General features: G+C 61.9%; 13 protein-coding genes and 1 tRNA gene. 12 read left to right on the top strand and 2 right to left on the bottom strand.

The genetic code is table 11. The annotated features are described in order from the left end of the window. Nucleotides 1-107 precede the first annotated feature (107 nt). Nucleotides 108-1379 (bottom strand): ATP-grasp domain-containing protein, encoded by a 1272-nt coding sequence (locus A3E1_RS0119635; RefSeq protein ID WP_157631618.1) that lies wholly within the window; start codon nucleotides 1377-1379, stop codon nucleotides 108-110. A 134-nt stretch (nucleotides 1380-1513) separates the two neighbouring features. Here A3E1_RS0119635 and A3E1_RS0119630 point away from each other — a divergent pair, with 134 nt between their 5' ends. The 7 genes from A3E1_RS0119630 (at nucleotide 1514) to A3E1_RS0119600 (ending at nucleotide 6769) form a co-directional block, all read left to right on the top strand. Continuing rightward, nucleotides 1514-2440, top strand: a complete 927-nt coding sequence (locus A3E1_RS0119630; protein ID WP_020522500.1) for an ABC transporter ATP-binding protein — start codon at nucleotides 1514-1516, stop codon at nucleotides 2438-2440. Between the two features lie 2 nt (nucleotides 2441-2442). Further along, nucleotides 2443-3198 carry an ABC transporter permease gene (locus tag A3E1_RS0119625; protein WP_020522499.1) on the top strand — a complete coding sequence of 252 codons (756 nt, stop codon included), beginning with the start codon at nucleotides 2443-2445 and terminating at the stop codon, nucleotides 3196-3198. Nucleotides 3199-3200: 2 nt separating this feature from the next. Further along, nucleotides 3201-4013 (top strand): ABC transporter permease, encoded by an 813-nt coding sequence (locus tag A3E1_RS0119620; protein ID WP_020522498.1) that lies wholly within the window; start codon nucleotides 3201-3203, stop codon nucleotides 4011-4013. Nucleotides 4014-4218: 205 nt separating this feature from the next. After that, a tRNA-Lys gene (locus A3E1_RS0119615) sits at nucleotides 4219-4290 on the top strand. 89 nt (nucleotides 4291-4379) lie between these two features. Then, on the top strand, nucleotides 4380-4895 hold the full coding sequence (locus tag A3E1_RS0119610) for a DUF1877 family protein (protein ID WP_020522497.1): 516 nt from the start codon (nucleotides 4380-4382) through the stop codon (nucleotides 4893-4895). Between the two features lie 87 nt (nucleotides 4896-4982). Beyond that, a complete protein-coding gene (locus A3E1_RS47215; protein WP_020522496.1) occupies nucleotides 4983-5147 on the top strand; it encodes a hypothetical protein in 165 nt (54 codons plus the stop codon). 212 nt (nucleotides 5148-5359) lie between these two features. Beyond that, nucleotides 5360-6769: an FAD-dependent monooxygenase gene (locus tag A3E1_RS0119600; RefSeq protein WP_020522495.1), complete on the top strand. Its 1410-nt coding sequence runs from the start codon at nucleotides 5360-5362 to the stop codon at nucleotides 6767-6769. On the opposite strand, the gene A3E1_RS0119595 is transcribed toward A3E1_RS0119600, so the two are convergent. Continuing rightward, complete coding sequence (locus A3E1_RS0119595; protein WP_020522494.1) at nucleotides 6757-7188, bottom strand: nucleoside deaminase; 432 nt, start codon at nucleotides 7186-7188, stop codon at nucleotides 6757-6759. The two genes, A3E1_RS0119600 and A3E1_RS0119595, sit on opposite strands and share 13 nt — an antisense overlap. A gap of 534 nt (nucleotides 7189-7722) precedes the next feature. Between A3E1_RS0119595 and A3E1_RS0119590 the strand changes: the two genes are divergently transcribed. The 5 genes from A3E1_RS0119590 to A3E1_RS41100 all read left to right on the top strand — a co-directional run bounded on the left by A3E1_RS0119590 (nucleotide 7723) and on the right by A3E1_RS41100 (nucleotide 11558). Next, nucleotides 7723-8058, top strand: coding sequence for a MerR family transcriptional regulator (locus A3E1_RS0119590; RefSeq protein ID WP_020522493.1), 336 nt, complete (start codon nucleotides 7723-7725; stop codon nucleotides 8056-8058). A gap of 91 nt (nucleotides 8059-8149) precedes the next feature. Continuing rightward, the gene (locus tag A3E1_RS0119585; protein ID WP_020522492.1) at nucleotides 8150-9007 is read left to right on the top strand and encodes a peptidase inhibitor family I36 protein; all 858 of its coding nucleotides are present in this window, start codon (nucleotides 8150-8152) and stop codon (nucleotides 9005-9007) included. A gap of 15 nt (nucleotides 9008-9022) precedes the next feature. Then, nucleotides 9023-9481 carry a methyltransferase family protein gene (locus A3E1_RS0119580; protein ID WP_020522491.1) on the top strand — a complete coding sequence of 153 codons (459 nt, stop codon included), beginning with the start codon at nucleotides 9023-9025 and terminating at the stop codon, nucleotides 9479-9481. Nucleotides 9482-9652: 171 nt separating this feature from the next. Beyond that, a complete protein-coding gene (locus A3E1_RS41105; RefSeq protein WP_020522490.1) occupies nucleotides 9653-10867 on the top strand; it encodes an Ig-like domain-containing protein in 1215 nt (404 codons plus the stop codon). A 94-nt stretch (nucleotides 10868-10961) separates the two neighbouring features. Then, nucleotides 10962-11558 carry a DUF998 domain-containing protein gene (locus A3E1_RS41100; protein ID WP_020522489.1) on the top strand — a complete coding sequence of 199 codons (597 nt, stop codon included), beginning with the start codon at nucleotides 10962-10964 and terminating at the stop codon, nucleotides 11556-11558. The last annotated feature ends 11 nt before the right edge of the window (nucleotides 11559-11569 follow it).

Raw genomic sequence — 11569 nt, 5'->3', positions numbered from 1 at the left:
AGGTAGGGAACGGCTCTTCGCCATAACGTTGCGGCGTGAGGGTCAACGCAAGGGTTTACCTTCATAGATGGGCGTGCCTGCCCGGAGTACCATCCACTAAACGTTCGCTAAGGCTGGCTCACGCGCATCCCCGCCTTACAGTGCTCCAGTTGCATGGCGACGAGGCGCGGGTTGCTCGCCTGGACGAGGACGCGGCCAACGGCACCAGCGTGCCGGGTTATGTCCGCGTGCAGCGACGCGGGCCATTCTCCATCACCGTGCGCTAAATCCGGCAGTGGGCCGAACGGCTGCACCGTGACGCGGGAATCGGACTCGGACATGAGGCGCCGTGCCGCGTCGAGCTCTTCTGGATGCCGCATGGTGAAGTGGCCGGCGTAACGCAGGTGGGGCGCTGGCTGACGTGGGCTGGCTGGCTCGCCGAGATGGCTTCTGAATGCCTCCTCACCCCAGTCGTACCCGGAAGCTAACGTGACAAGCTCCGTGACTCGCATGCCAGACAAGCGAAAGCCCATTTCCAGTAGCAGCAACGAATCGCCGTCACGGATGAGGTCGACATGGAACGGTCCCGTCTGGTAACCCACCGCGGAAATGCATCCCTGAGCGAATGCCTGCAGCGCCGCGTCGGCTTCGTCGCCCGGATAAGCGATATGCCCTGACTCACGAAAACTTGAAATGAGCGAGTCCTGCTCGGTTTCAACGGTGATGACCTTCTCGCAGTAGGTCAGAATCTGGACGTTGCCCTCCCTCGCGACGCCCTGGACCGAAACCTCGGTTCCCTCCACGAATTCTTCGATCAGCCAGTCATCGAAAGTGCTGCCACCGTAATTGGTCACCTCGCGAAGTAACTGTGCCGCTTCGGTTAGCGCACCGGGCTGGCTAACCAACAGCACGCCTAGCCCGCCGCCACCGTTGCCAGGCTTGACCACCACAGGGAAGGTAAGGCCGCAATCCAAGGACGGTGTTAGATCCTCAAGCGAATCCAGCAGGATGTGGCGGGGCTGCTGCACTGCTATGCCCGCCAACGCGACCGCGGCGCGTTGTGCCCGTTTGTATGGCGCGGTGAACGCTGGAGACTGTCTCGCCGGGCGCGCCCCCAGTGACTCAGCCGCCGTGTAGGCCGAAGCTGTATAGCGTTCAAACCCGGGGAGCATCAGGACGGGAGTTGCATCTAGCGCATCCACTAGTGCTTGCGGATCCGCTGGATTTTGCACGGCAATCGTCGCGTCGAATGGCCGGCGTCCTAATTGCTCACGAAAGATTAAGTAGTCGGGCGTTTCCACGAGTACAGCGGTTAGACCGCGCCGTCGTGCCGCGTCCAGATAGGGGTCCAGTCCATCGCGAGTGGCACCGACTTGTACGAATAAACCCTCACTTGGCACGTATGCCCTCCCTGCGCGACATATCAGTACGGCCATCCATTTAGGACGAACCACAATATCGATGAATGTGCATTCAGTAAACTAAATCATAGGACGCACTAGAGAACCATCGATGTATCGAGTAGTTTCGCTACGTGACTGAACCTCTCATCTATGCACGCGCCCTGGAGAAAAAGTTCGGGGATTTCGCCGCGGTCAAGGGGATTGACCTGGAGGTCGCGCCGGGTGAGGCGTTCGGTTTCCTTGGGCCGAACGGTGCTGGCAAGTCTTCGACCATGCGCATGATCGGATGTGTTTCCGAGCCAACCGGGGGCGAGCTGCGCATCCTCGGCATGGATCCCGTGCGAGACGGCTCGCGCATTCGCGCCCGTCTCGGGGTTTGCCCACAGCACGACAACCTCGACCCTGACCTGACCGTCTTTGAGAACCTCACGACCTATGCCCGCTACTTCGGGATTCCGCGTTCCGAGGGACGGCGCCGCGCGACAGAACTGATCGAGTTCGTGCAGCTGGCCGAGAAGGCCGACGGCAAGGTGGAGCAGCTTTCCGGTGGCATGAAACGACGCCTGACCATTGCCCGCGCGATGGTCAACGAGCCTGACCTTGTGCTGCTTGACGAGCCGACGACCGGCCTCGATCCGCAGGCACGGCATCTGTTGTGGGAGCGGCTTTTCCGGCTTAAGCAAGCTGGCACGACGCTTGTGCTCACCACCCATTACATGGATGAGGCCGAGCAGCTGTGCGACCGCCTCGTCGTGATGGACCGCGGCAAGGTCGTCGCGGAAGGCTCACCGCGGTATCTCATCGACACTCATTCCACAAAGGAAGTTGTCGAGCTGCGCTTCGGCACGGAAAGCCCGGCATCATTCGTGGAAAAGCTAGCAGGCATTGGCGATCGGCTCGATCCGCTGCCTGACCGGCTCCTGCTCTACACAGCCGACGGCGAGGGCGCGGTTAGCGAAGTGCACCGCAGGGGCTTCACCCCGTCGAGCGTGCTGGTGCGGCGCTCCACTTTGGAGGATGTGTTCCTCATCCTCACCGGCCGAACGCTGGTGAACTAGCCATGGCAGGCACCCTCGCCACGCTCGAACGAAACCTGATCACCTACAAACGCAATTGGCGAGCCTCGGTTTTCTCCTCATTCGTCTTACCGTTGTTGTTCATCATCAGCATCGGCATAGGTGTCGGGAGATATGTCGGCACCGTCAACGGGTGGGACTACCTTTCCTTCATCGTGCCCGGAGTGCTTGCCGCTGGGGCATTTCAGACCGCCCACGGGGAGTCGACGTTCGCGGTCATGAGCGACTTCAAGTGGAGCCGGGCTTATCACGCCATGCGGGCCACTCCGCTGCGGATCGGCCACATGATCGGCGGTTGGCAGCTCTACATCCAGATCCGGGTCTTCATCGGCTCAGCCATATTCCTCGCTGTTAGCGCCCTCTTCGGTGCCGTGCACTCGCCGTGGGTTCTAGTGACTCCGCTCGTGTGCGCGCTGCTGGCACTAGCGGTAGGAGCACCGGTCAGCGCTTTCGCGGCCAGCCTCAACAGCCAGTCTTACTTCCCACTGCTGACCCGCTTCGTCGTCATTCCCGCGACGCTCTTCTCCGGGGTCTTCTTTCCCGTGACCCAGTTGCCCACGCTGGTGCTTCCGCTGGCTTATGCCTCACCGCTGTGGCACGCCGTCGAGCTGTGCCGCGCGGCGATGCTGGGCACCGAGCCCCTGTGGCCCGCGCCCGCCCACGTGGGCTACTTGCTTCTCATCGCCGCCGCCGGCCTCGTGTGGGCCAACCGCGCCTATTCCAAGCGACTGAAGGACTAACGATGGTGACGACCTACGCCGTCACGCACGGCAGGCAAATGCCCGCAATCTCACGTGTGGCGTCCATTCTCAGCCGCAATGTAGCGGCGCTGCGTTCCGGGCCGTCCTATTGGCTGGTTCTGCTCTCGGGCTTCTTCGAGCCGATGCTCTACCTGCTGTCGATCGGTGTCGGCGTGGGCGCCCTCATCGGCAACATTTCGGTGGGAGACAAGACACTTAGCTACGCCGCGTTCGTCGCCCCAGCCATGCTCGCTGTGTCGGCGATGTCGGGCGCACTGGCCGAGACCACGTACAACTTCTTCGCCAAGTTCAAATTCGTCAGATCCTATGACAGCATCCTCGCCACACCGCTCAAGCCGATGGACATCGCGGCCGGTGAACTGGTCTGGGCCATGCTGCGCGGCTCGCTCTACACCGTCTGCTTTCTGATCATCATGGTCGCCCTGGACCTGACGACTCCGCTATGGGCGCTGGTGACCCTTCCGGCCACCATGCTCGTCGGTCTCGCCTTCGGCTCCATCGGCATGGCGATCAGCACCATGATTCGTGGCTGGCAAGACTTCGACCTCGTTCACGTGGGGCAGTTCAGCATGTTCCTGTTCTCCGGCACGTTCTCACCGGTGCAGGACTATCCGTTCGCCGTGGAGATCCTGATCGCCTTGACACCGCTGTACCACGCGGTCGAGGTGCTGCGGGCCCTGTCAACAGGCGCGCCGAGCTTGGGCATACTCGTGAGCATCGCCTACCTGGCACTTACCACCTTGGCTGGATTGATGGTGGCAAGCCGCCGCATGTCCAAGGCGCTCCTGGCCTAACCCGCTTATCCACAGCCTGTGGATAACTTGTGGACAAACGTTCGACTCCGCAGGTGAAGTGCCTTCTTTGGGGTTTGGAAATCCCGTTGATGCCGCACCTGCGAGCCACGTACCGTAACGAGCAGCGCAGCCACCGGAGGCCACAATCTTTCGCAGGCACCAATCCGGTAGCCTAAGGTGCGCATGGCGGGCCTCAACCCGCCACGGGCTGCTAGCTCAATGGCAGAGCTGCGGACTTTTAATCCGTAGGTTCAGGGTTCGAGTCCCTGGCGGCCCACACGTCTCCGCAGGTAAAAGCCCTCCTCTAGATCACTAGAGGAGGGCTTTCGCGTTGGTGGAGCGTCGGGCTAGGGTGCGCGCGTGAGCATGATTGGCGAGTACGTGAGAGTGACGCCAGAGGTGATGCAGCGCGCCATCGCCGATCCAGCATGGGCGCGGAACTACATCGACGAACTCCAGGATGCTGAGGATGAGTCGGATGGACCAACCGCCGTCCTTGTCGAGGAAGCCAAGCGACGGCTGTTCTCGACGTACAAGGTATGGAACATCATTGGATACCTGCTAGAGCGGGCTAAGTGCCCCGTGGATGTGGTGTTCGGCGAGGAGGAATTCGCTGGCGACGATTGGGGATACGGGCCGCCGCTCTTGTTGCCTCCCGACCGGGTTCGGTTAGCTGCCGGGGTGTTGCGCGGTTACAAGTACGAGGATCTCGCGGCTGGGGTGACTGATGCGGACTTGCATGCTGCTGACGTCTACCCGATCCCGGAACCGAGCGAGGCCAACCACCAAGTTCTTTGGGCACAGCATTGGTTTCAGCCATTGGTTGAGTTCTTCGCTGCGGCCGCGGACGATGGCGACGCGGTCATCGCGTGGATCTCCTAGGGACGGGTGGGTCCGAGTTTCTACTTAGGCCAGTCTGAGTAAGAGAACGCTGTCGGTTGCCCAGCATTGTCTGCGGTAATTCACGGCATGTTTGGTCTGATCGGGTTCTTGTTACTTTGCGCTGGCGGAGTGTGTTTCGCCTCTGCTGGTAATGACGAAAACACTCCTCCCGCCATCGCTCTGGGCGTGGTCTTCGTCGGTGTGGGGCTGCTTTTGCTGACCGTCGGGCTGGTGGACAGCATGTTTTCCTGAGCCCTGATCCGAAAGGATTGGACGCGACGATGTTCGGGCTTGTAGCTTTCAGCTGACCGTGACATCACTCAAGGAGGTGAGACCCATGAACGTTGTATCGATGTGGGTGCTCCCCCTTCCCCTCACGGACGGGCGATTGACGTAGGTATCGCCGGGAGCGCCTCGCCAACAAGGCACTCCTGAAGGGCAAACCTATGCACTCTCAGCAATCCATGTTCGACGTGATCATTGTCGGCTGCGGGCCAACTGGTGCGATGCTGGCCGCGGAATTGCGGCTGCACGATGTCCGGGTTCTGGTGCTGGACAAGGAAACCGAGCCCCTGTCGTTCGTACGCATCGTCAGTCTGCACATGCGCAGTCTCGAGTTGATGGCGATGCGCGGACTGCTTGACCGCATTCTCAAACACGGAAGACAGCGTCCAGTCGGCGGCATCTTCGCCGCTATCAACAAGCCCGCACCCCATGGCCTGGATTCCGCGCACGCCTATCTGCTGGGCATCCCGCAGCCGGTAATCGTTCAGCTGCTTGAAGAACACGCCATCGCGCTGGGCGCACAAGTGCGGCGTGGCATCCCCGTGGCCAGTTTCGAACAGGACGACGAGGGTGTGACCGTCGAGCTCGCGGATGGGGAACGACTGCGTTCGCGTTATCTCGTTGGCTGTGACGGGGCGCGGAGCATAGTACGCAAAATGCTTGGTGTTGGTTTTCCTGGCGAACCTTCGCGGACCGAAACGCTGATGGGTGAGATGGAAGTGGGAGTCTCGCAGGAGGAGATCGCCGAAGTCAGTGGGGTCGATAGACGATTCTGGCTCAGGCCCGCAGGCGTTGGTATCTATAGCGTTGTAATCCCAGCAGCGGGAGTCAGCGACCGCGCGGAACCGCCAACAATTGAGGATTTCCAGCAACAATTGCGTACCATCGCCGGCACTGATTTCGGCGTGCATTCCCCGCGATGGTTGTCCCGCTTCGGTGATGCCACTCGGCTGGCCGACCGTTATCGAGTCGGGCGGGTGTTGCTGGCAGGCGACGCGGCGCATATCCATCCGCCAGCGGGCGGCCAGGGACTCAATCTGGGCGTTCAGGATGCCGTTAACCTCGGCTGGAAACTGGCCGCGCAGGTGCGGGGGTGGGCGCCGGAAACACTGCTGGACACCTATCACGCCGAGCGTCATCCGGTCGCCGCGGCCGTGCTGGACAACACCCGGGCACAGATGGAGTTGTCGTCCACTGAGCCAGGTGCTCAGGCTTTGCGCAGGCTGCTCACCGAGCTGATGGACTTCAACGAAGTGAACCGCTACCTGATCGAGAAGATCACCGCGATGGACATCCGCTATGACTTCGGCGTGGGATCTGATCTGCTCGGTCGCCGCTTGCGTGACCTCGACGTGAGACAGGGCCGTCTCTACGATCTCCTGCATCGCGGCCGCGGTCTGTTGCTGGACAGCACCGAACGCCTGACCGTTAGCGGTTGGTCAGACCGCGTCGATTACCTAGCCGATTCCCTTGCGGCACTGGATGTTACGGCTGTCCTGATGCGACCCGACGGTCACGTCGCCTGGATCGGCGACGATCAGCAGGATCTTGACGACCACCTCGGCCGCTGGTTCGGTCAGCGGAGGTAGTAGGCCTCGATAGGCACGCGTGCCTCATCGAAGAGGGCTGGGCCGTCCTGGGCTATCTCTGGCCAGCCCCCGGAAGGGTTGAGTCCGATCAGCTGCTCGGTCGACAGTGCGTAGACGACCCGGCCCAGCCCTGAGCGGACGATGCCACCGGTGCACATGCCGCAGGGCTGGCAGCTGGTGTACATGGTGGTGCCCGCGGCCGTTTCCCGGTCGAGTTCGCGGGCGGCCCAGCGGGCGAGCTTTAGCTCCGGGTGGGCGCTGATGTCGTTGTCGCGCTGCACGGTGTTGTGGGCCTCGACGAGAATCTTGCCGTCTGGGCCCGCCAGCAGGGAGCCGTAGGGCGCGTCGCCCAAGGTGACAGCTTGGGCCGCGATGGCGATCGCACGGCGGAGCAGTTCTTCGTCGGCAGTAGTGATCACGAGGTGTCCTTCTCCGATGTCTGGCCAGCGCGGTGAACAACCGCCAGGCTATCTCGCTCCAGCGGTCTCAGCGGGATGGGCCAGGGAAAACGCTGCATGGCGCCCCGCCAAAAAATCTGTAACCGCGATAGTAGACATGCGTGCCTGGCTTGTGTAGGGTCTCAGGTGTTGCGAAGGATGAATTAGTGCGACAGCCGAACTGGCGCACAGGCAATACAAAACGATCGCGCAATACAGATCTTGCGGCCACGAAGGTGAAAGGGGCTGCGGGATAACGCGCGAAGTTGGTGTGAACAGCAGGTACGAGGGAGAGGAGTAACGCCATCGGATTGCCCGCCTGGCCGCGTCACGCGCCGGTGGTCATATCCACGCCATAGTCCCGCACTACGGCCCTCACGGCGGTGTGAGCGGGAAAGACGAAAACCGGTGCAACTTAACGGCCGGTGGTGGTAGATAACTCGGCTTCTCCCCAGGGTCCCAGCACCGCAAGTTGGTGCTGGGACCCTTACCCGCGTTGAGCAGACGAGGATGTGTATGACCGCTGGCGAAACGACGTCGCCGGACCGATTCGACGACGAGCACTACCCGGCCTACACGATGGGCCGCGCGGCAGAAATGATCGGTGCCACGCCCGCTTTTCTGCGCTCGGTGGAAGCCGCCAAACTCTTTGATCCGCTGCGATCGGATGGCGGGCACCGCCGCTACAGCCGCTATCAGTTGCGCCTTGCCTCACGGGTCCGCGAGATCGCCGATCAGGGAACAAGTGTGGAATCGGCCTGCCGGATCGTGATTCTGGAAGACCAGCTCGCCGAGGCGCTCGAACTCAACCAGCGTTATGCGCGCGGAGACGTTGGCCCAGCAGCGTCTTGAGCTGAAAAACATCTGCACATGTAGATCTATTGTAGATCTGATGTAAGAGTCATCCTTAGCCTCGTCCCCGGGGTGCACCGTATCGAGGAGGATGACGTTGAAGAAGTTTGTCTTTGCCGCACTCGTTGCTCTGCTGGGCAGTTTGCTGGTTGCCACCCCGGCGCAGGCGGACGCCCGCAACGGCGTGTGCGAGGACGGCGAGTTCTGTCTCTACTACAACAGCAATCACGACGGATCGCTCGTGGACTTCACTGGCAATGTCCAGGACTACGGCACGGGTTCCGGATGCGTGAAGTTCATCAGCAGCGGTGCGGGCCGAGGCCAATGTGTGAAGAACAACGCCGCTTCGGCGTGGAACCGCAAATCAGTACCAGTAACAATTTTCTATAAGAGCACGTGGTCTGGAGCGATCGACTCGTTCATCTCCGGCAAGAAAGCCAATCTCAGTGCGTCGCTGAAGAACGAGAACGCTGGGCACATCGTTGGTGAGTCAGGCAACGAGTGGATAGAGGTCGGCCTTTACCACGACACGGGTGGAGCCATCTCTTCGTACTTCGATGGTTACCTGTTCACCAACGGCCGGCACGAGGGAATCGACTTCACGCGTGGCGGCGGTTCACCGGTATTCGCTCTCCTTTCTGGAACGGTGATTTTCAAGGAAGAAAGTGGCGGAAGCGGGCTCTCCACGCTGTCGATCTACAACGCCTCGCTCGACGTGACGATCATTTACTTGCACACCGATCCACTTGTGGGCGTTGGCGCCTCGATCAGCCGTGGCGAACGGATCGCGACTGAAGCCGCGCGGGGTGCCCAGTCGGCTCATACCCACGTCGAGATGCGTCCCGGCCGGCGTGAGCGTGCCGCGGACAGCACTGGCGATCCTGTCCTGGACAACCCGGTGCCAACCTCGTTCTGGATGAACCGTGGCTACAACATTTGCTGTCAGTAAAGCGATAATGGACTTATGCCGGGTCTCATTCAGCGCCTGAGCAACATTCCGCTTCCAGAGCCGAACCTAACCGCGATCGCGATAGGGATTGCGCTTCACCGGGTTCGGCCCTGGACGCCTCCAGGACCAAAAGCCATACACCGCTTGGCAGGAGGATTGCTCATCGCTGTTGGGGCAGGCGTCATCGCCCGTTCATGGCAGGCAGCCGGGCAGGTGCGGCTCGCCAATCCTGGCGCGCTCATAACCTCTGGCCCGTACGCCGTCAGCCGTAACCCGATGTACATCGGCTGGTCCTTGCTACAGCTCGGAATTGGCCTCGCCAGCCGCACCACGTGGATCGTCGCGACACTGCCGCCAGCCGCACTGTGGATCCACCGCCAGGTCGTGGGCGAGGAACGCAGACTCACCGATGCGTTCGGCGACGATTACACCCAATACCGCAGATCCACACCCCGATATCTCCCACCCCGCTAACAGCGGTCGCGGTTTCTGTGTGTGGTCGTTTGGATACGGCATGCGATGCGCTTTGTAATGCAGGTCACGCGAACGCGTTCGCCCACTTGTCTTGGGACGCCTGGCCGGTAGTGCAGCGAAGATCTGGTGTGTTAACTTCCGGCCGGTTGACGAATTGTCGGAGGTTGCGGGATGTCTGCTCGGCTCGGAGTGGCGGCTTTGCTCGGCGTGACTATCGCGGGCGGCCCGATGCTGGCTTCTCCGGCGTTCGCAGCGGCACCTTCGGTCACGATCAACCAGGGACTGTCGCAAGTGGACCCAGCGTCGACAACGCCGATTACGTTCACGGTTCAATTTAGTGAGACGGTGACCGGGTTTGACGCGACCGATGTGACCCTTGGCGGCACAGCGGGTGGATCGCTGGCGGCAGCTGTCTCTGGTTCTGGTGCGGCCTACACCGTCACCGTGACCGGTATGACCACTGGTGGCACCGTCACGGCGTCGATCGCGGCTGGCGCGGCGGCAAACGGTTCAGGTGAGGCGAGCGAAGCCTCCACGAGCACTGACAACACGGTCACCTGGGAAACCGACAACACCGCACCGATGGTCAGCATCAATCAAGCAATGTCCCAAGTGGACCCCACATCGGTGAGCCCGATCGCGTTCGCGGTTCAGTTCAGTGAGCCGGTGACGGGATTCGACGCGACCGACGTCGCCATCAGTGGCACGGCTGGCGGATCGCTAACGCCGAGCATCACGGGGTCGGGTGCGGCCTACACCGTCACGGTGACAGGGATGACCACGGGCGGGACAGTCATTGCCACCGTTCCGGCAAGCGCGGCCACCGATGCGGCAGGCAATCCGAGCGGTGCGTCGACGAGTGTTGACAACACGGTCACGTGGGCGCCAGGGCCGCTTTCCGTCACGATCAACCAGGGGCCGTCGCAAGTGGACCCCACCTCAACCACGCCAATTACGTTCGCGGTTCAGTTCAGTGAGCCGGTGACGGGGTTTGACGCAGCCGACGTCACGCTGAGCGGCACAGCAGGTGGATCGCTGACAGCGAACGTCTCCGGCGACGGAGCGGCCTATACCGTCATGGTGTCGGGCATGACATCCGAAGGCACCGTGGTCGCCGCGATTCCCGCCGGTGCGGCGACTAACGCCACAGGGACGCCTAACACCGCGTCGACAAGCGCCGACAACACTGTGACCTGGCAGCCACCGGCCACGACGCCGACGCCAGCTTCCCCGACACCGACCGCGACGGGAACGACGCCAGTTAACGGCGGGATGCCACTGACCGGTGCGAACATCATGTTCATGATCTCGGCTGCGCTCGGGCTGCTGATCGCTGGCGCCGCTGTTCTGCTCGTCGCTCGCCGCCGGCGCCCCGCCGACCTTTAAGCCCTAAGGGGTTTCACCTAGCCGGTGCGGGGGAGGCGCAGGACCGCTCTGGCTGGCGATGGCATGAGACGCTCGCGCGCCGAGCATAAAACCCATGATTCTCAAGCACTTCGCCCTCTTCGGTCTGGTCCTTTCCGGTGTGATGACGATCGCTGGGCACGCGTCTTCGGTGCCGGAGCTGTCGCCGTGGCACCACACCATCAGTGACTTCGCGGCTTACGACCGCGGCGGGCTGGTGGAGTTCGCGATGGGACTGGCCGCCATGTCGTCGCTGGCACTGCTGCCCAGCATCAAGAAGTTTGGGCGGGCAGCCGTGGCGCTGATGGGAACCTGGAGCGGTTCGCTGATGGTCGCGACCATCATTCCGACCGATCCCGTGGGCGAGGCGCTCGGGACGGCTGGCTACGTGCACCGGTATGCCTCAGCGCTCGCCTTCTTGGCTTTGCTCGCTGGCGGACTTCTGATCGCGCAGCGTATGCCTAGTACCACCAAAAGAAACATGCGCTGGCTCAGCGCGGTCGGCATCGTGAGCGGCGCCGCGATGATGGCCTCAACCTATGTGTTTGACCGGATCGCGATCGGGGCGACTGAGCGGGTGATGGCCGCGGCCGAACTGGCAGTCATCGTGATCGTCGCGATGGAAGGGCTACCCCGCGAGCTAAGGTTGGCACCCACTCCAGAAATGATCTAGCTTTGCTCCCC

This window comes from Catelliglobosispora koreensis DSM 44566 (assembly GCF_000379685.1).
In the GTDB taxonomy this organism is placed as follows: Bacteria; Actinomycetota; Actinomycetes; order Mycobacteriales; family Micromonosporaceae; genus Catelliglobosispora; species Catelliglobosispora koreensis.
The sequence above is the reverse complement of the archived record's forward strand: the minus strand, read 5'-3'. Positions and strand labels throughout refer to the sequence as shown.